Annotated in this window: 24 protein-coding genes; 14 read left to right on the top strand and 10 right to left on the bottom strand. The window is 42.3% G+C overall.

The genetic code is table 11. The features are described from left to right. The first annotated feature begins 118 nt into the window (after nt 1-118). The 9 genes from ACVW2L_RS22070 to ACVW2L_RS22030 all read left to right on the top strand — a co-directional run bounded on the left by ACVW2L_RS22070 (nt 119) and on the right by ACVW2L_RS22030 (nt 8,674). Entirely contained in the window at nt 119-751 is a 633-nt protein-coding gene (locus ACVW2L_RS22070) for a TetR/AcrR family transcriptional regulator (RefSeq protein ID WP_457130108.1), read from the top strand. Further along, the gene (locus ACVW2L_RS22065) at nt 748-2,103 is read left to right on the top strand and encodes a TolC family protein (protein ID WP_457130107.1); all 1,356 of its coding nucleotides are present in this window, start codon (nt 748-750) and stop codon (nt 2,101-2,103) included. The genes ACVW2L_RS22070 and ACVW2L_RS22065 overlap by 4 nt, the downstream gene beginning before the upstream one ends. Before the next feature lie 16 nt (nt 2,104-2,119). Next, nucleotides 2,120-3,184 carry an HlyD family secretion protein gene (locus tag ACVW2L_RS22060; RefSeq protein ID WP_457130106.1) on the top strand — a complete coding sequence of 355 codons (1,065 nt, stop codon included), beginning with the start codon at nt 2,120-2,122 and terminating at the stop codon, nt 3,182-3,184. Nucleotides 3,185-3,188: 4 nt separating this feature from the next. Beyond that, nucleotides 3,189-4,733 (top strand): DHA2 family efflux MFS transporter permease subunit, encoded by a 1,545-nt coding sequence (locus ACVW2L_RS22055; protein ID WP_457130105.1) that lies wholly within the window; start codon nt 3,189-3,191, stop codon nt 4,731-4,733. 285 nt (nt 4,734-5,018) lie between these two features. Next, nucleotides 5,019-5,609, top strand: a complete 591-nt coding sequence (gene pnuC, locus ACVW2L_RS22050) for a nicotinamide riboside transporter PnuC (RefSeq protein WP_457130104.1) — start codon at nt 5,019-5,021, stop codon at nt 5,607-5,609. A gap of 61 nt (nt 5,610-5,670) precedes the next feature. Further along, nucleotides 5,671-6,228, top strand: coding sequence for an AAA family ATPase (locus ACVW2L_RS22045; protein ID WP_457130103.1), 558 nt, complete (start codon nt 5,671-5,673; stop codon nt 6,226-6,228). A gap of 166 nt (nt 6,229-6,394) precedes the next feature. Further along, complete coding sequence (locus tag ACVW2L_RS22040; protein WP_457130102.1) at nt 6,395-6,955, top strand: RNA polymerase sigma factor; 561 nt, start codon at nt 6,395-6,397, stop codon at nt 6,953-6,955. Beyond that, the gene (locus ACVW2L_RS22035; RefSeq protein ID WP_457130101.1) at nt 6,952-7,506 is read left to right on the top strand and encodes a hypothetical protein; all 555 of its coding nucleotides are present in this window, start codon (nt 6,952-6,954) and stop codon (nt 7,504-7,506) included. Before ACVW2L_RS22040 ends, ACVW2L_RS22035 begins: the two co-directional genes overlap by 4 nt. Beyond that, nucleotides 7,487-8,674, top strand: a complete 1,188-nt coding sequence (locus ACVW2L_RS22030) for a hypothetical protein (protein ID WP_457130100.1) — start codon at nt 7,487-7,489, stop codon at nt 8,672-8,674. Before ACVW2L_RS22035 ends, ACVW2L_RS22030 begins: the two co-directional genes overlap by 20 nt. Before the next feature lie 91 nt (nt 8,675-8,765). Here the strand turns inward: ACVW2L_RS22030 and ACVW2L_RS22025 are convergent, their stop codons facing one another. After that, entirely contained in the window at nt 8,766-9,950 is a 1,185-nt protein-coding gene (locus tag ACVW2L_RS22025; protein WP_457130099.1) for a class I SAM-dependent rRNA methyltransferase, read from the bottom strand. Nucleotides 9,951-10,035: 85 nt separating this feature from the next. Here ACVW2L_RS22025 and ACVW2L_RS22020 point away from each other — a divergent pair, with 85 nt between their 5' ends. After that, nucleotides 10,036-10,263 carry a hypothetical protein gene (locus tag ACVW2L_RS22020; protein WP_457130098.1) on the top strand — a complete coding sequence of 76 codons (228 nt, stop codon included), beginning with the start codon at nt 10,036-10,038 and terminating at the stop codon, nt 10,261-10,263. A 75-nt stretch (nt 10,264-10,338) separates the two neighbouring features. Here the strand turns inward: ACVW2L_RS22020 and trpC are convergent, their stop codons facing one another. The 5 genes from trpC to ACVW2L_RS21995 form a co-directional block, all read right to left on the bottom strand. Beyond that, the gene (trpC, locus tag ACVW2L_RS22015; RefSeq protein WP_457130221.1) at nt 10,339-11,124 is read right to left on the bottom strand and encodes an indole-3-glycerol phosphate synthase TrpC; all 786 of its coding nucleotides are present in this window, start codon (nt 11,122-11,124) and stop codon (nt 10,339-10,341) included. 57 nt (nt 11,125-11,181) lie between these two features. Continuing rightward, the gene (locus tag ACVW2L_RS22010) at nt 11,182-11,838 is read right to left on the bottom strand and encodes an anthranilate synthase component II (RefSeq protein ID WP_457130097.1); all 657 of its coding nucleotides are present in this window, start codon (nt 11,836-11,838) and stop codon (nt 11,182-11,184) included. Nucleotides 11,839-11,892: 54 nt separating this feature from the next. Then, complete coding sequence (locus ACVW2L_RS22005; RefSeq protein ID WP_457130096.1) at nt 11,893-13,302, bottom strand: anthranilate synthase component I family protein; 1,410 nt, start codon at nt 13,300-13,302, stop codon at nt 11,893-11,895. A 216-nt stretch (nt 13,303-13,518) separates the two neighbouring features. Then, entirely contained in the window at nt 13,519-13,956 is a 438-nt protein-coding gene (locus ACVW2L_RS22000; RefSeq protein WP_457130095.1) for a cytochrome B, read from the bottom strand. 112 nt (nt 13,957-14,068) lie between these two features. Next, nucleotides 14,069-15,256, bottom strand: a complete 1,188-nt coding sequence (locus ACVW2L_RS21995) for an anhydro-N-acetylmuramic acid kinase (protein WP_457130094.1) — start codon at nt 15,254-15,256, stop codon at nt 14,069-14,071. 211 nt (nt 15,257-15,467) lie between these two features. Between ACVW2L_RS21995 and nagB the strand changes: the two genes are divergently transcribed. The 4 genes from nagB to ACVW2L_RS21975 all read left to right on the top strand — a co-directional run bounded on the left by nagB (nt 15,468) and on the right by ACVW2L_RS21975 (nt 19,082). Beyond that, a complete protein-coding gene (gene nagB / locus ACVW2L_RS21990) occupies nt 15,468-17,387 on the top strand; it encodes a glucosamine-6-phosphate deaminase (protein WP_457130093.1) in 1,920 nt (639 codons plus the stop codon). A gap of 415 nt (nt 17,388-17,802) precedes the next feature. Next, a complete protein-coding gene (locus ACVW2L_RS21985; RefSeq protein WP_457130092.1) occupies nt 17,803-18,303 on the top strand; it encodes a hypothetical protein in 501 nt (166 codons plus the stop codon). 18 nt (nt 18,304-18,321) lie between these two features. After that, nucleotides 18,322-18,687 carry a hypothetical protein gene (locus ACVW2L_RS21980; protein WP_457130091.1) on the top strand — a complete coding sequence of 122 codons (366 nt, stop codon included), beginning with the start codon at nt 18,322-18,324 and terminating at the stop codon, nt 18,685-18,687. Nucleotides 18,688-18,722: 35 nt separating this feature from the next. Continuing rightward, nucleotides 18,723-19,082, top strand: a complete 360-nt coding sequence (locus tag ACVW2L_RS21975; protein ID WP_457130090.1) for a hypothetical protein — start codon at nt 18,723-18,725, stop codon at nt 19,080-19,082. Between the two features lie 377 nt (nt 19,083-19,459). Here ACVW2L_RS21975 and ACVW2L_RS21970 read toward each other — a convergent pair whose 3' ends face one another. From ACVW2L_RS21970 to ACVW2L_RS21955, 4 genes are all read right to left on the bottom strand, one after another. Beyond that, complete coding sequence (locus ACVW2L_RS21970; protein ID WP_457130089.1) at nt 19,460-20,479, bottom strand: carboxypeptidase-like regulatory domain-containing protein; 1,020 nt, start codon at nt 20,477-20,479, stop codon at nt 19,460-19,462. A 122-nt stretch (nt 20,480-20,601) separates the two neighbouring features. Next, nucleotides 20,602-21,615, bottom strand: coding sequence for a carboxypeptidase-like regulatory domain-containing protein (locus ACVW2L_RS21965; protein ID WP_457130088.1), 1,014 nt, complete (start codon nt 21,613-21,615; stop codon nt 20,602-20,604). Nucleotides 21,616-21,654: 39 nt separating this feature from the next. Then, a complete protein-coding gene (locus tag ACVW2L_RS21960) occupies nt 21,655-22,431 on the bottom strand; it encodes a hypothetical protein (RefSeq protein WP_457130087.1) in 777 nt (258 codons plus the stop codon). A gap of 226 nt (nt 22,432-22,657) precedes the next feature. Next, nucleotides 22,658-23,143, bottom strand: a complete 486-nt coding sequence (locus ACVW2L_RS21955) for a molybdopterin-dependent oxidoreductase (protein WP_457130086.1) — start codon at nt 23,141-23,143, stop codon at nt 22,658-22,660. Between the last annotated feature and the right edge of the window lie 7 nt (nt 23,144-23,150).

Here is a 23,150-nt window from a genome sequence, read left to right as displayed (position 1 = left end):
AATAAAAACTAATCAATCGATTGATTTTTTACCACTGACAATGAGTTACTTACGCTGTATGACAAAAATATGACACGCATTTAATCAATCGTTTGATTAATTTTGACCTATTGAAATTATGGACAAAGATAAAATAGACAAAAAGGACTACATTCTGGACGTGGCTGAACGCGTTTTTGCAGATAAAGGGTTCGACGGCGCTTCTACCCGGTTAATATCTGGTGAGGCTGGTGTAAATATGGCTATGCTTAATTATTACTTCGGTTCAAAGGAGGGTCTTTTCCTGGCAATAATTGAACGGAAGATATCTCATTTCCAAAACATCCTGCAAAATCTGGGCAGTAACGAAAACATGCGCGCTTGGGATAAAATGGAAACCTACATAGAGCTTTACGGCGATAAAATAGTAAGCAATAACTGTTTTCAGAAACTGCTTTATAAAGAAATGGTGATGGACCGTGGCAACGAGCTATCGCAAAAGTTGCGCGAAATGCTGCTTAAAAATGTTGCCGAGGTGGAGAAGATCCTGAAAGAAGGCATAAGCGCCGGCGACTTTAACCACGATATTGATATCCCGATGGTGATTGCCACCCTTTACGGCACCAAAAACTATATCATCAACACGCCGCTAATGGCCGGGCCGCTTTTGGGTTATGATATCCGTGACGATGAAATGATAGAAAAGAAGCTTAAACCACAGATAAAAAGCTTTATGAAGAATTTATTAAAATGCTACCTGCTAAAACAATGAAAATACAATTTAACACATCTCACCACTTCCATTTAATTAAGATACCGCTACTGGCCGTTATTTTGGCCATCCTGCTAATGGGCCTTGTAAATAATGCAAAAGCACAGGATAAAACACTGCGCCTGGAAGAAGCCATACAAATGGGGCTTCAAACAAGCAAGGTATTAAAACTGTCGCAAGCTAAAATAGACGAGGCGGTATCACGGTACAACCAGGAAAAGGACCGCGACCTGCCAACCGGATCAGTAAGCTTTGCTTATAACCGGGCGCAGATCCCTGCCAATAAGTTAAACTTTGGCGAAGAGGCTGTGGCGCTGCCGAAAAGCGCTAACGCTTTTCTGGGCATTGCATCTATCAACCAAACCATTTTTGGCGGGCACCGCTTAAAGTATGCACAGGAATCAACCAATTTGCTTACCAACATATCTCGTTTAGATGCGGTAAGAGATAAGGACCAGATAACCTACGATATTATCAGCGCTTACTATAACCTGTATAAGGTACAGCAAAGCTTAAAGGTGGTTCAGGAAAACCTGGAAACTATTGACGAACAGATTCATCAGTCGCAACGCTTTTTTGAGCAAGGTTTGGTGACTAAAAATGATGTACTGAGGTTTCAGTTGCAACGATCAAACGTTCAGATAAACGGTGTTGATCTGGAAAGCAACCGCAAGATCATCAATCATAACCTTAACATCTTGTTAGGTTTGCCAGAAAGTACCCGGCTGGTAATTGATGAGATACCCATGGCCAAACGCGCTATTGGTACGCTTAATGATTATATAGACTCAGCAATGGCTAACCGCCGTGAGCTGGCACAGTTGGACATACGTAAGCAAATTGCCGAAAACAACATCAAAAGCATAAAAGCCAATACTACACCTACACTTTCCGCCTCGGCTGGTGCTTATTATGTTGATGTATCTGCTAATCCACTGCCAAGAAGCGGCAACTTTATTACGCCTATTACGCTTGGGCTTACCGCATCGTGGAACTTATCAAGCCTTTGGAATAATAAGAATAAAATAGCCGAAGCTAAGATACAGCAAACCGAAGTAGACATTAACAAGGGCATTGTGTCTGACCAATTGCGTAACGAGGTAAATGAAAACTATCAGAACTATTTAACCGCTCTTGATAAAATCCAACTGCTGCAGACCTCTATTGAGCAGGCAGGCGAAAACAAAAATATACTGGCATCAAAATACAGAAGCAACATTGCATCGGCAATTGACAGGGCCGACGCGGAGACCCTACTCTACCAGGCACAGATCAATTTAGCATTGGCAAAAGCCGATGCCGACCTGGCCTACTATACCTTAATTAAATCAACCGGAAAACTAAATAAATAATAATTACTCTACTAAAATGGCAAAGCAAGCAACAGCTCAAGAAGATACACCTGCGAAAAAACCAAATAAAGTTCTCCCTATTATTTTAGGGGTGATACTGTTAGGCGGTATTATTTTCGGAGTGAAAGAATACTTATACTATAGTAAACATGTTGATACAGACGACGCGCAGATTGATGCGGATATAAGCCCTGTTGTGGCCCGCGTAGGCGGATATGTAGACAGCATAATGTTTGAAGAGAACACCCAGGTAACCAAGGGACAAGAATTGGTTAAAATTGACGACCGCGATTATAAAGTTAAGTTAGAGCAGGCCCAGGTTGCACAAACAGGCGCGGCTGCTAATGTAGGCGTAGGTGAGTCGCAGATCTTTACCAATACAGCTAATTCGGCAGTTGCGCGTGCGCAAATGGAGTCGGCCAAGGCACGTTTAGATAAAGTGGTGAAAGATTACGAGCGTTACGCTAACCTTATTAAGGATGGATCTATCACCCAGCAACAGTTTGATCAGGCAAAATCTGATCTGGAAGTTGCACAGGCTACTTATCGCGCATCGCAAGATCAATACAAGGCTGCCCAGCAACAGGTTAATACAACCCGCAGCGAGCTAAAGGTAACCAATACCGGTGTTAACCAACGCCAGGCAGATATTGATTATGCTAAACTGCAATTAAGCTACACCCGCGTTATTGCACCGGCAAGCGGCATCGCATCAAAAAAGAATGTGCAGTTAGGCCAGTTAGTACAGGCAGGGCAAACACTGTTTAACATAGTTAATGCTAACAGCCTGTTTATTACCGCCAACTTTAAAGAAACACAGTTAGAACAGATCAAGAACGGCCAGAAAGTACATGTTGAAGTAGATGCTTATCCTAATATGGAAATAAGCGGTACGGTTTACAACTTCTCGCCAGCTACAGGAGCTAAATTCTCATTGCTGCCGCCTGATAACGCTACCGGTAACTACGTAAAGGTAGTTCAACGCGTACCAGTTAAGATCAAGCTGACCGGAAGTAAGGAAGATCTGGCCAAGTTGCGTGCAGGTATGAGTGTAAACGTATCAGTATTAGTTAAAGAATAATTAAATGGCCGAAACTGGTTTTAAAAAATGGATCATCACAATTACGGTGATAACGGCTTCGCTATTGGAGCTGATTGATACCACTATTGTGAACGTAGCGCTGCCCCACATACAGGGAAACCTGGGTGCAACGCTTGAAGATGTGGCATGGGTAGTTACCGGTTATGCAGTGGCCAACGTAATAATACTGCCCATGTCTGGCTGGTTGGGCGGCAGGTTTGGCCGTAAAAATTATTTCCTGGCCTCTATTATAGTGTTCACATTCGTTTCGTTTTTATGCGGAAACGCGCAGAACATGGACGAACTGATCATCTTCAGAATTTTACAGGGCCTTGCGGGTGGCGGCCTAATATCAACCGCACAGGCTATTTTATTAGAAACCTGGCCCCGCGAGCAGATTGGCACTGCAACAGCCTTGTTTGGTTTAGGGGCGGTAGTTGGCCCAACTGTTGGCCCCACTATTGGCGGCTGGATTGTTGAGCAATATGCCTGGCCCTGGATCTTCTATGTAAACATACCCGTAGGTGCGCTGGCTGCTTTTTGCGCCTATACGTTTATTCGAGAGACGCCAAAAGAGGAAAAGCGACCTGTTGACTGGTGGGGCATTGTGCTTTTAGCTGTTGCCGTTGGTAGTTTACAAACAGTATTAGAAAAAGGCGAAAGCGAAGATTGGTTCTCTACAACCTACATTGTAATATTATCAGTAAGCGCGGTTCTGGGTACCTTCCTGTTTATTTGGAGGGAAATGAGCACGGACCACCCGATAGTAAACTTCAGCATATTGCGGCACCGGAGTTTTGCGGTGGGTATGTTTACCTCGTTTATACTTGGTTTTGGTTTATACGGATCTGTTTTTGTGTTCCCGGTGTTTTGCCAAACGCTGTTAGGGTTTGATGCGCAGCAAACCGGCGAACTGCTGTTTCCCGGTGGCTTGTGTACCATTGTGATGATGCCTTTTATTGGTAAAATGCTTAACAAAGGTATCCCTGCGCAGTTTATGGCTACTGCGGGTATGTTCCTGTTCTTTGTGTTCACCAATATGCTAAGTCATTCCACCCTGGAAACAGGGCAAAAGGATGTGTTAATTCCATTGTTGATACGTGGTGTTGGTATGGCGCTGTTGTTTGTACCATTAACCACACTTGCAATGTCAGACCTTAAGGGTGCTGAACTGGGGCAAGGGTCTGGTCTTAATAACATGATGCGGCAGTTGGGTGGATCTTTCGGTATTGCGGTGCTTACAACACTGATACATACACGGCAAGCTTATCATCGTAGCCATTTGTTGGAGAACATAAACGTTTTAAACCCTGCTTTTATCGAACGGTTTAACGGGCATTTACACAATTTCATGAGCAAAGGAAAATCCTTATCAGACGCTACTACAATGGCCTATAAAGCTATTGAAGGAGGTATAATGAGGCAAACCTTGCTGCTAACGTATGATGATGCCTACTGGTTATCAGGCATGGTAATGTTGTTTTCCATCCCACTGTTATATCTGCAGCCTTTTAAAAAGAAATTAAAGGCAGTTACAGACGCACATTAAGAACAAAAGCCGTTCTCTTTTGCAAGGGAACGGCTTTCTCCAAAAAAATTAACAATTAAGTTTAGTGCCTCCGGATATCCGCTTTCCTCTCACAAAAAGTATCCGCCGAAGGTATTTGTTTAAATCTTAGCGATAAAATTATAAGTTTTTTGATAAAACAAGGCATATTTTTTATTCTTTTAATGAAAAAATTTTGCCCTGTATACAAATCCAATCATTTTTTCTTAAACCAAAGTAAAAAACAGGCGGAAATTGATGTCAAAGGGATTGAATTTTAGTTAACAAATGGCACTTGCACAGGAGTTTCAAATATGGTGGCAGCAACAAACATGGCAAGAGCTAACAGGCTTTACAACCGGCTTGCTATGTGTATACCTTGCAGCTAAAAACGTTATATGGAACTGGCCGCTGGCTATCATCAGCGTAGTTACCTATGCCTTTATTTTTTACGAAAAACACCTGTTTGCCGATACCGGTTTGCAACTTTATTTTTTGGCGATGAATATTTATGGCTGGTATCATTGGAGCAAAAGGTCGCCGTTAGATAACGTTGCGCCTGTGGTGCGGATAACAAAGCGCCAGATATTATTAAGCATAATTGGCGTTGCCGTAGTCACCTTGTTTTTAGGCTCTGTTTTAAAATATACCACGGCCTCCTACCCCTACCTTGATAGCTTTTGCGCTGCTTGCAGCATAGTTGCCCAACTGCTTTTGGCACGCAAGGTTTTAGAGAACTGGCTGATATGGGTGTTTGTAAACATTATTTATGTTGGCATCTATTTATTTAAGGACCTGCACCTAACCGCCGTAATGTATGCTATCTATATACCGATAGCGGTGTTAGGGTATGTGGATTGGAAAAAACAGCTAAAATGATTTCAGATTTCGGAATTGTGATTTCGGATTTAATTACTTTTATACGCGTCTATTCTAAAACATGCACAATACCGAAATAGAAAATCCGAAATCCGAGATTATAAAGATCGCTATAGTTGGTCCGGAATCAACGGGCAAGTCTACCATGTCGGCATGGTTGGCAGAACACTATGATACTGTTTGGGTGCCCGAATATGCGCGCGGTTATTGCGAGAAACTAACTACTCCGCCTACCTGGCAGGACGAAATCAATATGTTTAACGGGCAGTTGGCGCTTGAGCGGGAAATGGCGACTAATGCCCGAAATGGCATTTTAATATGCGATACTACCTTCATTACCGTAAAGATCTGGAGTGACCATATTTTCGGCAGTTCGCCTAAAGAAGTAACCGATGCGCTTACCCAACATCATTATGACCTTTACCTGCTATTAAATATAGATATGCCATGGCAGGATGACCCGCTGCGCGATTTCCCCACGCTGCGCGAACACTTCATGGAAATTTGGCACCAGGAGCTTAAAGCCATAAATGCTAACTACATAGTAATATCCGGCACCGGGCAGCAACGGTATGATAGTGCTGTGGGGGTGATAGATCAATATTTATCTGGCCATTAAATTTGGCTAAAGCCACTTTCTTCTTACTATGTGCCGCCGGTTAAAAGCAACGGATAATCAGAGAATACATAGCCTTTGGGCCAAAACCACCCTCTGAAGAATATTTTCCTTTCCCGTGCAACATTCAAACAAAGCATGCGTCATATAACATTGAAAGCTAAACAGTTTGAGCGCCGTATTTACTGATAAGCATTATAACCTTGTTGTTGAGTGCAAACAGGGTAGTAAGAAAGCCTGCTATGACCTATACAGATTGTATTCGAAAGCAATGTTAAATGTTGCCTTTCGGATAGTGGGAGATATTGGCGATGCTGAAGACATTTTGCAGGAATCTTTTGTTGACGCATTCAGCAAGTTAAAAGATTTTAGGCAGGAAACAACGTTTGGCTTGTGGCTTAAGCAAATTGTAATAAACCGCTCGGTTAATTTATTAAGAAAACGCAGGGTTGAGTGGGTGAGCCTGGATGAGAGTGATGCCGAAAACCTGGGTGAAGTGGAGGTGGATGACGATGAAGATGTTCAATACCAGGTACTCCTTATTAAAGAAGCAATGACAAAACTGCCCGATGGATATCGAACGGTATTGTCATTGTATTTGTTAGAAGGTTATGACCACGAAGAAATTGGACAGGTTTTGGGCATAACAGAAAACACATCCCGAACGCAGTTTTTAAGGGCGAAAAGAAAGCTATGTGAAATATTGAATAAAAAAGGACGAATAAAATGAGTTCAAGATTAGATGATTTTATAAAAAATAACCGCGAACAGTTTGACGATCTGGAACCGGCAGACGAGTTGTGGCAACATATAGAAAGGGGGTTGCCCCGGCCGGCGTATACTGAAAGGTTTAAGAAAAAAACATTTTCGTTCGGGTTTGTTTTGCGCGTGGCAGCGACCGTTATTTTAATTATGGCAATTGGCTTTACCGGCTATTTAAAATTAAGCTCACGGGTAGATCTGGCCGCAATAAATCCCGATTATGCGCAACAACAGGCACATTATGCTTCCTTGGTTGAAACCAAGCGCTCAGCACTAAAGGCCGTTACCAAAGCCGACCCGCAATTGTATAAGGAGTTTGACACAGAGTTTGCCCGTATGGATTCGGTTTATAAACGATTAAGGAATGAGTTGTCTGTTAGCCCGGATCGCGAAAAGGTTTTGCGTGCAATGATCCAGAATTTACAGATACAAACGCAGGTTCTCAATCAACAGCTAAACATGGTTCAGCAATACAACAATATGAAATTAGTCCAAAGAAATGAGATCAAAAATGTTTAATACATTATTGCTGATTGTATTTACCGCCATTCCTGGTCGTATTTTAGCCCAGCATGTTATTAAAACGATGATGGCTAAGTATGCTATAGTTGTAAATAACGATAACGGATCGGCCGGTGCGGATACAGGCAACAACAGTATTTATATTTTTACCACCCCACACGTGGCAGAGGTTATAGGATTTGATCCGGAGATTCCGGTTGTATACGTATATAACAACGGTGCCTATGTAGATGACACCAACGTTGAATTGATAAAAAATTACAGCAAGACCTATACAGTTAATCTGCAAGACAAATTGGTGATAGATAATTTATACGGAAAAATAACCGTGAACACCTGGAATAGGAATGACATTAAGGTAGACATACAGATTAAGGTAGCCGCAAAGGATGATGCAGACGCCAAAAAACTGCTTAATAAAGTAAGCATCAATAACGAGAAGGTAGGCTCAAGGGTGGCGTTTAAAACCAACATAGCCAAAGAAGGCGTTTGGAACCTTATATCTGGTAGCAATAAAAATATTTACAGGCGAATAGAAATCAATTATACTATATATATGCCTACCCGCAATGCGCTTGATATAAGCAACCAGTGGGGAATTATTGAGCTGCCTGATTTTGAGGGTAAGGTGGTGATCAACTGCTCGTATACCAACCTCATCGCTCAATCGCTATCTAACACTGCGGAGATCCATATTAACAACGGGGATGCTAAAATTGCTAAATTAAAAAAGAGCGATCTTAATATTTCTTATGGTAATTTAAGCCTTGGATCGGCCGACAACCTTAATGCCGTTGTAAACTTCAGCTCGGCAAAGATCGGGAAGATAAACACCTCTGGTGTAATTAGTATGCAGTACAGTACCGGTCTGCAAATTGATGATTTGGACAAAGACATGAAAAACCTGTCGGTAAACTCATCATTCTCTAACGTAAAATTGGGTTTAAGCGATACAAAGAATGCCAACTTTAATGTAACGGTACGTAATGGCAGCTTTAGCTATAACAATCCGGCTATAAACATGGCAACGAAAAATCCAAGCGACTCTACCGCCAACAGCGGGCAAATGCAGCAAGCGCAAAACTATAAAGGGCAGGTTGGCAAAGGCAGCACAACTAAACTTATCAAAATCAACTCAAGCTACGGAAGCGTTAAGTTCGATTGAGAGTCAAGAATCAAGATGTCTTCGTATAGTTTTGAGAGACAAAATTGAAAATCTAATCTTGATTCTTGGCTCTTGTCTCTTAGTTCTTACTCTAAAATACCCTGCAAAGCAAGCCTTTTAAGTACTCACCCTCGGGGAATGATGCTCTGACCGGATGATCCTCGGGTTGGCAGAACTGACAAATAAACTGCACCTGTTTACCGGCATCTAACGCGGCCCAGGCCAGCACCTGTTTAAAGTTTTCCATGTCCATAGCGCCCGAGCATGAGAATGTAGCCAACAAGCCACCGCTGTTGAGCAATAGCATACCAACGCGGTTTAAGTCTTTATAAGCGCGCGCAGCCCGGTCTAGCGCCGAACGGGAAGGCGCATATTTTGGTGGATCAAGCACAATGATGTCAAACTTTTCCCCGGCATCCTTAAAGGCGCGCAACTGCTTGTTTACGTCTGATTGGATAGCCGAATGTATGCTTTCGTCAAGGTTGTTTAGGCTGATGTTTTGCTTAAGGGTTTCGATAGCTAAAGCAGAGCTGTCTACGCTGGTTACTGATGCTGCGCCGTTGCGCAGGGCATTCAGCGTAAATCCGCCGGTATAGCTAAAGCAATCCAACACTTTTTTACCGGCAGCGTGTTCGGCCACAATGCGGCGGTTGTCGCGCTGATCACAGTAAAAGCCTGATTTTTGCCCCTCGGCTATGTTGATACTGTAAACAATACCGTTCTCTTTCACTTCAACAGATGCGGGTGGCTCATCGCCCCACAAAACAACGTTATCTGTTTCCATGCCCTCATGCTGTCGCGATGAGGCATCGCTTTTATCAAATATACTCAGCGGATTTAGCAGGCGCTTTAACTCATCAATTATAACCGGCATTAACTTTTCAATGCCCGATGTAAGTATTTGTACGGCTAAATGATCGGCGTACTTATCAACTATCAAACCCGGCAGGTAATCAGCTTCGCTAAAAATTAAACGGCAGGTATCAGTATCTGCATTTAAAATAGTTGTACGGGCATTTACGGCAATCGCCACCTTTTGCCTCAACCAATGTTCATCAACTGCTGTATTTTCATCCCACTCCAGCAAACGCAAAGCAACCCGCGATTGATCGTTATAAAAGCCATACGCCATAAAATCGCCTTTATGGTTGAGTAAACGTACAATATCGCCGTTAACTGGCTTACCTTTAACACGGTCTATCGCCCCGGAAAACACCCAGGGATGCCTTTGATTTACTGCTTTCTCTTTATCCTTTTTTAATACAACATCAATCATGGCTGCAAAAGTATTAATATTTCTGCATTCATAATTTTTGTACGCTATGGATTACATTATAAAGTGTTATTCGTAACTTTATATTATGACGTTGTTAGAGTTAAAAAAATCTATACACGAGAAGATAGATAACATAAATGACGAGAGTTATTTGGAAATGATCAACGATATTATTTCATCAAAAGATGAAGTGTTTATCATCCCGGAGCATATGAAGGAAGGAATAAGGCGGGGCGAGGAGGACATTAAAAATGGCCGATTTAAAACTATGGAAGAATTGGAAGAGAGATATAAAAAGTTCTTAGAAGATTGATTTGACTCCAACCAAAAATAGCGATGGGTTTGAAACCCATCGCTATTTTTGGTTACAATATTTTTCAATTTTATACTATCTCAACCCCTTCACAAACTCCTTCATTGCATCACCGGGATGCTCTTGCCTCATAAAGTTTTCGCCAATTAAAAAGCCGTTAAAGCCTGCCTGCTTTAACTCATTAATTACATGGGTATTGCTGATGGCACTTTCAGATATCTTCATAAAATCTGTCGGGATATGATCCACCAGATCAAAAGAAGTTTGTACCGATACTGTAAAATCGGCCAGGTTGCGGTTATTTACACCGATAGCATCTAATTCTGGATGGATGCTACGCTGCAACTCTTCCATGTTATGTACCTCTAACAGCACATTTAAGCCTAAGCTTTTAGCTAACGACGCCAGGGTGTCTATTTCTTTCGGCGTAAGTATAGCGGCTATCAGCAATATAATATCAGCACCCCAGGCTTTGGCTTCCAATACCTGATACTCGTCTATCATAAAATCTTTGCGTAACAGCGGTATCTGGTTTATGGCGCGGGCTTTTGCCAGATCCTGCTGCGTACCCATAAAAAAGTCAGTGTCGGTTAATACAGACAATGCCGAAGCCCCTGCGGCGGCATAACCCCTGGTTACATCCTCCACACTAACTTTATCATTAATGATACCTTTTGAGGGCGACCTGCGCTTAAACTCCGCAATAATGCCGGTTCGGGCAGGGTCCAACAAAAAGTCTTTAAACGAATAGGTTTGGCGATTAAACAACGCAGAACTTTCCAGTTGTTTAATGGAAATGTTTGCCTTTGCCGCCGTTATCTCTTCGCGTTTGCGGACTACAATTTTATCAAGTATGGTCATATCCTTTTGCTGCTGCAAATGTAAACTTTGATTGCTCATTGTTAAATCTCAGTGCGCTTATTGTGAAACAACCTCTTCGGCAACTGTTTCTGTGCGTAATGTCAGCCAGTTCTGCATCATTTCTTTTCCATACTCGGTAAGGATAGACTCAGGGTGAAACTGAACTCCTCTAACATCATAAAACTTATGCCGTAAAGCCATTGCAGAATTATCGCGTTCATCAACAGCTGTAATGGTCAATACATCCGGCAGATTTTTCTCATCAACCACCCATGAATGATATCTGCCCACCTTAAACTGCTGCGGCAATCCCTGAAAAAGTTGCTCATTAACGTCGGTTACTTTAATTGGGGTAGCAATACCGTGCATAGGCTGCTTTAAGTTGTATAAACTGCCGCCAAAAGCTTCGGCAATGGCCTGCTGCCCTAAACACACACCAAATATACTTTTGGTTGGAGCATACCGCTTAATAACATCTAACAACAAACCTGCCTCAACAGGAATGCCGGGCCCTGGCGAAAGAATGATTTTATCAAACGCCTCTACATCCGCTAAATCGAACTTATCATTACGCCATACCTCGCATTGCAGGCCAATTTCGTTAACCAAATGCACCAGATTGTAGGTAAATGAGTCGTAATTATCAATAATTAAAATTTTGCCGTCCGATCCACCAAGGGGGATGGAAGCCTGTATGTTTTCTTTTGTACTCATAATAATCACTATTACGTTAAATTAAATATTAATTCCCCTTTAGGGGGTTAGGGGCTACAACTCTTCTGCCAACTCAATAGCTCTTCTTAATGCTGCTATTTTATTATTCACCTCATTCAATTCGCTTTCGGCTACTGATCCTGCCACGATACCGGCACCTGCCTGATAGTGAAGTGTGTTGTTTTTGCTCAGGAACGACCTGATCATGATGGCATGATTAAAATCGCCGTTAAACCCTAAATAGCCTATGGCACCGCTGTAAAAACTGCGTTTTATATTTTCATTCTCATCAATAATTTCCATGGCCCGGTATTTTGGCGCGCCGCTCAAAGTTCCAGCCGGGAAGGTATCGGCAACCACCTTAAAAGTAGGCACATCGGGTAGAAGCTGCCCGCTTACTTTTGATACAAGGTGAATCAAATGCGAATAATATTGTACCTCTTTAAAAGCCTTAACCGATACATGGTCGCAATGGCGACTCAGGTCATTACGCGCCAGGTCAACCAGCATTACGTGTTCTGATGATTCCTTTGGATCGTTCTTTAGGTTATGTGCTATTTCTGCATCTTTCTCATCATCACCACTACGTTTAAATGTACCCGCAATTGGGAATATGGTAGCATGCCTCTCTTTTATTGTTATCTGAGCCTCGGGCGATGAGCCGAAGATCCTGAAATCGCCAAAATCAAAATAAAATAAATAAGGCGACGGGTTGATGGAGCGTAACGCGCGGTATACATTAAATTCGTCGCCGGTAAATTTCTTAGCGAAAGCACGCGATGGTACTATCTGGAAGACATCGCCCCGGTAAATATGCTGCTTCATCTTTTCAACAATAGCCATAAAACCCTCGTCGCTCAGGTTTGATGTTTCTTCGGCGTTGCTCTGGAAGCTATATTCAGGGAAGTTTTTATTTTTTATCAGATCTTCTATCCTTCTGATGCTCGATCCGTCATCTGCGCCCTCGGTGGAGTTAAGAAATATATATAATTCGTTTTTAAAGTGATCAATAGCAATAATATACCGGTAAAGATGATACTGCATTACCGGTATTTGCCGGGTGGTATCATCGCTCTTTTTTAGGGTGATGGTTTCAAAATGCTCAACCGCTTCGTGGGTAAAGTAGCCAAACAAACCGTTAGAGGTAATTTTTAAAGGGATGTCTGTAGTTTCAAAACTGCTTATAAAATCGCTTATTTGATCAATCAGTTCAAAACTGCCTTCTTTTAATTCTGCTTTTGTGCCATCAGGATAGGTTGTTGTTAATGCGCCATTATCCAACAATATACCGGCAAATGGCTGGCAACAAACAAAGCTGTGGCTGTTCTCGCGACTGTGGTAGTCTGAACTTTCCAACAGAAGCGAATTAGGGAAAACATCGCGCAGACGCAGGTAGATGCTTACCGGCGTTGTGGTATCGGCAAGTAGCTTTTTATAAGTGGTAGTAATTTTAAACTTTTTCATTTAGCGTTAAATTAGGATATAAAACAAAAAACCCGGCAGATTGGGGCTCGCCGGGTTTTGTATTAGGTTTACAATTGTTTAGTCTTGCTGATCACAAACGACTCCGGCTGCCCAATTTAATGAGTGCCACCAGTAGTTATTATTGTTGTTTTTGATCATTGTGGTCACAAATTTATAAAGAAAAATGAATTAGCAAACTTTTTTGCATTCTTTTTTTCAACTGGCACCAAATAAGCCCCTACCACTTTGAAGAATAGCCACTACGATAACCAAAAGTGCCAATGAATACGAAATAGCAATAGCGCGAAACTTGGCTTCGTGTAATACTGCCTTTTTTGAACGGCTATGGCCAATGGTTATTAAAGCAATGGCAAACAGCATCATAACAGCGTGCTCCATTGTCCAGTAACGGGCGGTATCATCTTTCATGGTTGCTTTGGTAAACTGTACAAACGGGCTAACAAAGTATAATATTAAGCCAATTAAAAACTGGGTATGTACAGATATCATGGCAAACAGATTTAACTTACGGTTACCGTCTGTATATGATTTTTTGCCGAACCAGCCAACAAAGGCTACCAATATAGCCACCACAACCAGCAGCATTACTAAATACCTGAACCCGGAGTGCAGGTGTAAAAGGAAATTGTACATAAAGAAATTTTTTGCAATATACGAAGCCCCCTCTAAATCTCCCCCGGTAGGGGAGACTTTTTATCGTGCGTTTATAAAGCCCTCCCTTCCGGGGAGGGTTGGGAGGGGGCTATCACCCAGCAAAGCTAACTTTCCCTAACAATACCGATGGATTGCCGCCCACTGCCAAGGGTTCACCCGCTAATGCTTCATTCCCTAACAAAGCAAACAATATGGCCTCCTTGGCATCAGGGTTAATACCCAAACTCCCTGTATCATTAATTTCTGTACGATACAAGCGTCTTTTTAAATAATCCATCACAAATGGATTTTTTGCACCGCCACCGCTTACAAACATTTTAGCGCCTTTAGGCATATAGGCGCGGGTAAAATCTGCAATGGCTTTCGCTGTAAAGGCGCTTAGCGTGCTTATCACATCCTCCGGCGCTATATGACTGGTACCTGATCGCTCTTGTGCTGCCCGAACATACTCTTCATTAAACAGCTCGGGACCGGTGGTTTTGGGTGGTTTTTCCTGAAAGAAGGGATGCTTGAGCAAAGAATTCAACAAACCTTCGTTAACGGTGCCCGAGTTGGCTATGGCAGAATCCTCATCAAAAGCCCTATTAAAAAACTTGCGGCTAAAAGTATCTATTAAAGTATTACCGGGTCCAATATCAGAACAGAGAATGCGGTCAGTATCGCCATCTGCAGGTAGATAAGTAAGGTTGGATATTCCGCCAATATTAACCAGTATGCGATCCTCGCCCGCCATACTGCCCAAAATCACATCCCCGTATAAAGCCAATGGGGCACCCTCGCCGCCCGCCGCTACATGTTTCTGCCTAAAATCAGATATGGTTAATATTCCTGTATTAACTGCCAGGTGGTCGCCGTCTCCAATTTGCAACGTGGCGTTAGGGTAACCGTCGTGCTTATGCAGCCGCTGCGGTGCATGGTAAATAGTTTGCCCGTGACTGGCTACAAAATCTACGTCAGCCGGATCAACTTCCCAGCCCAGCAATGCTTTCAGTACAAGTTCGGCGTGGTAGCTGCCTATAAAAGCATTCAACAAGCACACCTTTTCTAACTCAACCTGTTTCTTGGAGAAGACCGGGCGTACATCGTCCTTAAAACTATCGCTGTAGGGCACAGTAATAAAATTAAGCAGTTTAAACTGCGTTTCAAGTCCATTACCAATAAAGCTGCACAAGGCAATGTCCAAACCATCAAGCGAAGTGCCCGACATTAAACCAATGCCCAGCCGAGATGGCTTTTGAGCGATATCTACCAGTTGTTGTAAATTTTTGTTCAGAGGCATATGATGAAAGGATTTGGTGAGATATTGAACCAAGCGTCAAGGTGCAGGCATCAAAACTGGAGTTTCAGAATATAGCCTATGTATGTTGGCTCTTTAATTCCTGCCTCTTAACGCTACAAATTAGCTATTTGCCACCGCAACAGCAAAAGTTAAATCAATAAATGTTGATATTTGTTGAAGCACATAGCATCTTCATATAACCTGCTGCACCATGGCCCGATTAAATTTATTAGAAGAAACCCGTTACGAAAAGCTGCCTGTTACCGTTTATGCCACACCTGCCGAAGCATCATTTGCAGTAGCTGCACGCATAGCTAAACTGATACGCAGCAAGCAGGCCAATGGAGAAAGTGCAGTGCTGGGCCTAGCCACCGGGGTAACGCCAGTTGCAGTTTATGCCGAGTTGGTGCGTCTGCATAAAGAGGAAAGTTTGAGCTTTAAAAACGTCGTCACCTTTAACCTGGACGAATATTATCCTATGCAGCCGCAAGCAGCGCAGAGTTATGTGCGTTTTATGAACGAGCAGCTGTTTGATCATATTGATATCAACCGCGACAACGTCCATATACCTGACGGCACTCTTCCACAGGAAGAAATAGTTAATTTCTGTTTAAATTACGAAAACCAAATAGAAGAACTGGGTGGCCTGGACCTACAGATATTAGGTATTGGCCGCACAGGGCATATTGGGTTTAACGAGCCTGGCTCAGCACCTAACTCAGGTACCCGATTGGTGACTTTAGATGATATGACTCGTGCCGATGCCGCCCGCGATTTTGGCGGCAAGCAGAACGTACCAAGCAAGGCTATCACCATGGGCATAGGCACCATATTTAAAGCGCGCGAGATCATCCTGATGGCTTGGAGTAGTAAGAAGGCCCCCATTGTTAAAAAGGCAGTAGAGGGCGAGATCTCGTCCGAGGTGCCGGCTACTTATTTGCAGCTTTCGGATAATGTTGAGTTCATCCTGGATGAACCTGCGGCCTCTGAACTTACCCGTTTTAAAACACCTTGGCTGGTGAAGGATTGTGTGTGGGATAACGAACTGAAGAAGAAAGCCATAATATGGCTGGCCGAACACGCTGGCAAGCCCATTCTAAAACTGGTGGCCGACGATTACAACAACAACGGCATGGCGCAATTAGCCGTGGAGCAAGGGCCTGTTTACAATATCAACATAGACGTATTTAACCAGATCCAACATACCATTACAGGTTGGCCCGGCGGCAAGCCCGGTGCCGACGACAGTCAACGGCCGGAGCGGGCTCAACCGGCCCAAAAGCGCACGGTGATATTCTCGCCCCATCCCGATGATGATGTTATATCTATGGGCGGCACCTTTATGCGTTTGGTTGATCAGGGTAATGATGTGCATGTGGCTTACCAAACATCAGGTAATACGGCGGTGTGGGATGATGATGTGCTGCGATACGTTGAATTTGCAATTGACTTTGACCATAGCATGGGAACGCCCGCAGCTAAGCTGCACAGCACTTATGCTGATATGCGCACCTTCATCGCACAAAAACAACCCAACCAGCCCGATACTCCAGAGATACGCGATGTGAAAGGTTTTATACGCAAAACCGAAGCCTTGGCAGGTGCACGCTACGCCGGTTTAAAAGATGACCATATCCATTTTATGGCTTTGCCGTTTTACGAGACCGGCAAGGTAAAGAAGAACCCGGTAAGCGAAGAAGATATCCGTCTTACTATGGAGCTGTTGCAGGAGATAAAACCGCACCAGGTGTTTGCCGCAGGCGACTTTGCCGACCCGCACGGCACCCACATAGTTTGCTTTAATATAGTGGTAGAGGCGCTGCGCCGCTTAAGCAAAACCGAGGCTTGGGTTCCCGATTGTTGGCTCTGGATGTATCGCGGCGCCTGGTTTGAGTTTGAAACCCACGAGATTGAAATGGCTTTACCGCTATCTCCGGATGAGGTGCTGCGGAAACGTTATGCAATTTTCAAGCACCAAAGCCAGAAGGACCCGGCGGTGTTTCCGGGTGAGGACCAGCGCGAGTTTTGGGTACGCGCCGAGGACCGTAACCGAGAAACCGCAGAGCGTTATGACCGCCTTGGCTTTGCCGAATACGCCGCTATGGAGGCCTTTAAAAGGTATTATTTCTGAGGTGTTCCGTTTCACATGAATATGAAACAAAGTGGAACGGGTGAAACACTTTTTTCAACTAAATAACTGATAGTAAATGAGTTAACGATTAGACGTGAAACAAAATGAAACTACTTATTCGTCAGGAAATTTAGCTGTAAAAACCTCACAACGCACTGTATTTCAGCCTGATGTGAAAATGCAATATTGCGCATGTAAGTGAAACGCTTTTTGGGAGCTATTTTTCGACCACGCGGGCTTGCCAAAAACGGATTGTAGTACGACGCTGCCGATGGGATACTGCAAAGAATAGTATTATATCTCTAAGGTGGCATTGTGCAACCTCAGGGTCCCCTTCAGGAGACCCTGAGGGGACCGAAACAACGGCGTACGCGCAGAACACCACCGAGGCATAGACAGTATTTAAATAATAAAAATGGCTAATTCGATTAAAATTGACTATGATGGTAACGGCTTCTGGATACATGAAGCATTTATAGAAGTACTCAGTGAATTTGTATGTAGAACATTTGAAAATACTGGGCTTCCCAACTTAACGGCGAACATTCAAGACCTTTATATAGATTTTGATACAAATCGAAGCAGCGCTTACTCAGGGTTTGTAGAGCTACTGTTGGATGACAATGTGATTTCTCCCAAAGACAAAACTCAATTTCTTAATCTTTTGACAGACGCTCAAAGTCGAATCGTTTTGGAGGGAAACGAGTTAAGTACAACCTGGTTAAATAATTTTGAAAGCATAAAAACTAGTCCTAGATTAAGAAGAGTTTGGGTCATTCCTATAAAAACCCAAAGCCTAATCACAACATTGGAGTATATAAAGCAATTAGTTAACGGTACATGGCCATATTCTGGAACAAGTACCAGCGTTCACTACCTGGGTTTTCCGAGCGATAATGCACAGCTAAATATATAATTCACAATAAAATAGTTTATGACAATAATAGATTTATATACAGGATTCGAAATTGATTCGGAGATTATTTTTAGAGAAAAAACCTTATCGGGTGACAATGTAACTGAGGTTCATTTGTGGTATGGATACTTTGTTGATATCATGAGTTTAATTCCCCTTAGCGAAACGATGCATCAAGATAGCGTTACTTATAATTGGCAGAAAGGGACAGGTTTTTACAATTACCAAGAATGGGAATGTAAACGAGTACAGGAATTCAATGACCAGCTTATTTCGATCAGTTCAAATATCGAATCTGATTTTCAAGAGGCATATAATGCACTTAAACTGATTTGCCACTCGACATTGCAGAACTCAAATAAGCTGTATATAGAATACCTATAATGTATGAAAAGTGGATATTTTTAAGAATAATTAATATGACTACAATAGATTTATACACTGGATATGAAGGAGAACTGGATGATTTCCTACGAGAACGGACTCCCTCCGGAACTTTAGTATTCGAAGTTCACCTTTGGCATGGGCATTTCACATCGGTGCTAGACTGGTTGCCATTTATTACAGAGACACATGAAGAAAGTGTCGTATATAATTTTCATACAGATGTAGACTGGGGTGATGAAGAATCTGAGTGTAACAGGCTTCTGGAACTTTATAATCAGCTGGAAGCAATTGAAAAAGACATAAATCCACTAGACTACGATGCATACATAGCTATAAAGCAAATCTGCAATTCTGCCCTGCAAAATGGCAATAAACTCTACTATAAAAATTAACACGTTTGGGGGCAAGTATCCAGCCGCAGTGTGAGAGGACGCTCGTGAGGGCACAAGTATTAAATTAGATTAATAATCCTATTTATCCTTATAGTAGTCTGAGAAATTTCTGAACATTTTGAAATAATTTCCGTCCCCGCAGGGTCTCTCATAGAGGGACCCTGCGGGCCGTGATGCTTAAGGGCCAGCATAGTTTACTCGCATTGGCTAGTTAAATGTATAGCCATACTAAAATATAAAAAGCGGACTTACTCTAACGTTGACCATTATGCTACCTCAGGGTCCCTTTCAGGAGACCCTGACGGGACGGGAGTCATTAATCATTTTTTTCCTGGCCCTTGTTGATGTTCCGGCGCGATGGCCGTTATTATTATTAATTATTTATTGGAAAGCGGCTCCGAAGGCTCAAAATCAATAGGCAGTAACTCACTTACCCGTTGCGCACCCATTCTACCGCTCCATATCAGGTTACTTTGGTTATAACTACTGGGAGTTATCAGGTCATCTTTAGTCCCGTTTTGAAAACTTAAGTGCGACTCATTACCGCCCTTATACCTAATAACCATGCAAGGAAATTCCATAAAATGATGTATGCCGTTCACGAGGGTGGTGGTGCATGTATCGTTTAATAATTGTTCCTTATTCGCCCTTATATTGTTAAAGGCAAAATTAGTGTTAGCATAGTCGTAAAAAAAATTGGTCTTTTCCAGATCTCTTGCGCATACTGAACGTATAAAATGCATTCTCGATCCATAATAGGCCTCATCGCGCGCGTTGCGTATGGCTTTTATCTCGTCGGGCGACAAGCTCAATGTGTCTTCCTCAAAAACATAATTGCCTTTATATGCTGTTTCATTGGGAGATGATCTTCGTGAATACGAAAAAGCTGACAGAAAACAAGTGATGTTGTAGCCCAGTTTTTTATTGTGAATGATCAATGGCTGGTTTGCATTAGCTGTTAATGTTCGTTTATGATAAGTAAAGCCGATAACTTCCGGGTTAATTATTATGCAATCTTCGCTTACTGAACCAATGAATTGGGTTAAAAATATTTCCATATACTTTTCCCTGTTTTTGCCTCCAATACGCACTTCCCGTAAAATCCGGGTACGTGGACTTAACTTTACAGTTAAGGTTTTCCCGCTGTAATTATATATCGTATCTGCCTGATAACCCAGGCTGCTTACAATCAATGCTTTTTTGGTTTCATTGGTATAGAATATAAATTCGCCCTGCGTGTTTGAGGTGGTACCCTTTGACAAGCCATCTAAATATATGCTGGCACTACGAATAGGATTACCCGTGCCGGCATCAACCACAGTGCCTTTAACAACTTGCGCGTGCGCATAAGCTGTTACAAGCAAAAAAGCAATAGCTGTAAATAAGGCCTTTATCATTATCAATTATTAATCGGTTAATGGTTCCCAGGGCTCAAAGTCAATTGGCAATAACTCATTTACCCGTTGCTCGGCCATTTTGCCACTCCATATCAGGTTACTTTCGTTATAACTATTGGGGGTTAATGCAGTAGCATCAGCCGGCCTTTTAAGGTCATTTCTCCGCTTTGAAAGGTTATCCAGGAATTAAAAACGCGGCCGTTATAGGCAAGCATCGCAAAAGGTCTGCCCGAATAATACATTCCGTCGTTATGGACGATGATGTTGTTTAATAATTGTTCTTTATTCGCTCTGATATTGGTGAGAACAAAATTAAATTTATACTCGTTGTAATTGAGAATATTATTAAAGCCACAGTAAAAATTGGTTTTTTTCTCATCATTCGCCCAATCCTTCTCCCAACTTGCCCCCGCCAGTACTAAACGTATAAAATGCATCCTCGATCCATAATAGGCCTTATCACGTGCTTTGCGTATTTTTTTTATCTCAACAGATTTTAGGAACAACGTATCCTCCTCAAAAACATAATTGCCCTTATACGATGTTTGCATATGGTAAGATGTTTCCCAGGGATACAATGTTGGCTGGGGCGCATAAGAAAAAGCCGACAAATAATAAGTGATCTTGTAACCCAGTTTTTTATTGAGAATTATTAACGGCTGATTTACAGTGGCCTCTAATGTTTTTGTTTTTTGATGATAAGTGAAGTTGATGTCGTCCGGGTTACTTATTATACAATCTTTGTTGCGCGAACCGATGAACTGGGTTAAAAATATTTTCATTTGCTTTTCGCGGATCGTTATTATGGTTCCAACAACCGCTTCACGTAAAACCCGGGCATGCCGGCTTAATTTTACAGTGAAGGTTTTGCCGTCGTAATTACTTATTGTGTCCGGCTGATAACCCAGGCTGCTTACAACCAATGGCAATTTGGTTTCATTAGTATATAATGCAAACTCGCCCTGTATGTTTGAGGTGGTACCTTTTGATGATCCTTTTAAATAAACACTTGCTTTAGGGATAGGATTGCCCGTTTCAGCATCAACCACTTTACCTTTAACAACCTGCGCTTTAACAGCTATTGATATAAGTAAAAACGCGATAAAAAAACACCCCATCAATATTTGCTTCTTCATTTATCTAACGATAATGTTTTATCTATTGCTACTCTTAAATTACGGCTTAACGGCCAACGTGTAGGTAGCGTTAAAATAGGTCGGCGTCATAGCGTACTCCATTCCCCGGGCAACCACCTGCTCTGTAGCTGCACCAAATCGGTTAGTACCGCCCACTACTACTGTTGTTTTAGGATCGTCGCCGTTTACGGTTATACCATAGTTAAAGGCGCCTTTATCATTAATGAGCTGACGGATATATTTTAACGGGAAAGCGAGTTCTAATGTATAAACTTTGTCTTTAGTTACGTTTTGGGCCATAATTATACCCGCGTCGTTGTAAACAGGTACGGTCCCATCAGTAAATTCCTTTATACCGTTAACCTTTATCACCTTAAGTTGCCCGTTTATTCTTTTGTTGATCATCACTACTACATCATCTTCCAGCGGACCCGCCGTCTTCATAGCATAATCAATTTGTACTGATGTCCACGGTATTATAGGATAAGTTACTTTTACCGGCGGTAAGGCTGAATTTTTATCCGCGGCGCTAACGGTTAAAGTTATACCCCCATCCAGCATCTTCTGTATAACCTCAACTTCTGTTGCCTGGCAAGCCAGGTACAGGTTATCTGCATCGTTAGCCAGTGTATACAATATTTCGGTGGCACGATTATACGCTTGAAAAGTGTCGTTCCATTCAGTTGCCTTGCCGTCGGTTTTAATTCCGGCAGGTGCAAAAATGCTGACTTCCTGTTTGTTGGGTAATTTTTGCGCGCATACTATATTATTCATAAATATTAGCGCCGCCGACGCTAAAACATACTTTATGTTCATTGATAATTGGTTTGATCGGGACCAATCTACGAAAAGTTCGTAAAAAACAAGAGGCAATTGGATTTTTTCACAGTATGACCGCTACCCTTCACCCGTGGCAGACTGGAAAATAATTGCTTAATATTTGTTGGTCATTTTCAATTTTTATTTGTCCGAGCGGTAACGAAACGGAAATCAGGTTAACGAGATGATAGCGGAAATTGACAAAGAGGCTAAAGAGTAAACTCTATTTAGCAAAAGCCACCTTTAACCCTGTTACCTGTCTTATGCTTCTTGCTGCCTTTTTATCATCAGACGCTATAATCCTAAAGGGGCCGTCGGTTGGGGGTAATGGGTTTCCATCTACTTTATCAGCCAGAATTATCTGTTTGTCTGTAAATTCTTTATCCAGCTCAACCAACGCGAAAATAACTTTATAACCATCAGCGGCTTCTGCCATAACATATTTGGTAAGGTTCAATCCCCTAAGCGCTGCGCCTGATGTAACGCCGGCTTTCTGTAAAATATCTCCAAGTAAAACACCCGAATAGGTATGGTCTTTACCCGCTTTATCTTTATAGATGACAGATACCTGCTTAAATTTCTGTAACTCCGCTTTATCTATATTTAAAGGCATTGTAACCTCACCGCTTACAATAACAGCCTGGGCGTTTGCGGTTATGCTTATAGCTACCAAAAAACAAATCAATATTGGGGTAAGGAGTTTTTTCATCGTCATA

The organism is Mucilaginibacter sp. HD30, assembly GCF_054061755.1.
The sequence above is the reverse complement of the archived record's forward strand: the minus strand, read 5'-3'. Positions and strand labels throughout refer to the sequence as shown.

Coding starts and splice junctions, on each gene's coding strand:
- ACVW2L_RS21955 (WP_457130086.1), bottom strand. CDS start 23,143: ATGAAAAAACTCCTTACCCCAATATTGATTTGTTTTTTGGTAGCTATA.
- ACVW2L_RS22070 (WP_457130108.1), top strand. CDS start 119: ATGGACAAAGATAAAATAGACAAAAAGGACTACATTCTGGACGTGGCT.
- ACVW2L_RS22010 (WP_457130097.1), bottom strand. CDS start 11,838: ATGAGTACAAAAGAAAACATACAGGCTTCCATCCCCCTTGGTGGATCG.
- ACVW2L_RS22020 (WP_457130098.1), top strand. CDS start 10,036: ATGACGTTGTTAGAGTTAAAAAAATCTATACACGAGAAGATAGATAAC.
- ACVW2L_RS21985 (WP_457130092.1), top strand. CDS start 17,803: ATGGCTAATTCGATTAAAATTGACTATGATGGTAACGGCTTCTGGATA.
- trpC (WP_457130221.1), bottom strand. CDS start 11,124: ATGACCATACTTGATAAAATTGTAGTCCGCAAACGCGAAGAGATAACG.
- ACVW2L_RS22000 (WP_457130095.1), bottom strand. CDS start 13,956: ATGTACAATTTCCTTTTACACCTGCACTCCGGGTTCAGGTATTTAGTA.
- ACVW2L_RS22035 (WP_457130101.1), top strand. CDS start 6,952: ATGAGTTCAAGATTAGATGATTTTATAAAAAATAACCGCGAACAGTTT.
- ACVW2L_RS22025 (WP_457130099.1), bottom strand. CDS start 9,950: ATGATTGATGTTGTATTAAAAAAGGATAAAGAGAAAGCAGTAAATCAA.
- ACVW2L_RS22030 (WP_457130100.1), top strand. CDS start 7,487: ATGAGATCAAAAATGTTTAATACATTATTGCTGATTGTATTTACCGCC.
- ACVW2L_RS21970 (WP_457130089.1), bottom strand. CDS start 20,479: ATGATAAAGGCCTTATTTACAGCTATTGCTTTTTTGCTTGTAACAGCT.
- pnuC (WP_457130104.1), top strand. CDS start 5,019: ATGGCACTTGCACAGGAGTTTCAAATATGGTGGCAGCAACAAACATGG.
- ACVW2L_RS22065 (WP_457130107.1), top strand. CDS start 748: ATGAAAATACAATTTAACACATCTCACCACTTCCATTTAATTAAGATA.
- ACVW2L_RS22060 (WP_457130106.1), top strand. CDS start 2,120: ATGGCAAAGCAAGCAACAGCTCAAGAAGATACACCTGCGAAAAAACCA.
- ACVW2L_RS21995 (WP_457130094.1), bottom strand. CDS start 15,256: ATGCCTCTGAACAAAAATTTACAACAACTGGTAGATATCGCTCAAAAG.
- nagB (WP_457130093.1), top strand. CDS start 15,468: ATGGCCCGATTAAATTTATTAGAAGAAACCCGTTACGAAAAGCTGCCT.
- ACVW2L_RS21960 (WP_457130087.1), bottom strand. CDS start 22,431: ATGAACATAAAGTATGTTTTAGCGTCGGCGGCGCTAATATTTATGAAT.
- ACVW2L_RS22005 (WP_457130096.1), bottom strand. CDS start 13,302: ATGAAAAAGTTTAAAATTACTACCACTTATAAAAAGCTACTTGCCGAT.
- ACVW2L_RS22055 (WP_457130105.1), top strand. CDS start 3,189: ATGGCCGAAACTGGTTTTAAAAAATGGATCATCACAATTACGGTGATA.
- ACVW2L_RS21980 (WP_457130091.1), top strand. CDS start 18,322: ATGACAATAATAGATTTATATACAGGATTCGAAATTGATTCGGAGATT.
- ACVW2L_RS21965 (WP_457130088.1), bottom strand. CDS start 21,615: ATGAAGAAGCAAATATTGATGGGGTGTTTTTTTATCGCGTTTTTACTT.
- ACVW2L_RS21975 (WP_457130090.1), top strand. CDS start 18,723: ATGACTACAATAGATTTATACACTGGATATGAAGGAGAACTGGATGAT.
- ACVW2L_RS22045 (WP_457130103.1), top strand. CDS start 5,671: ATGCACAATACCGAAATAGAAAATCCGAAATCCGAGATTATAAAGATC.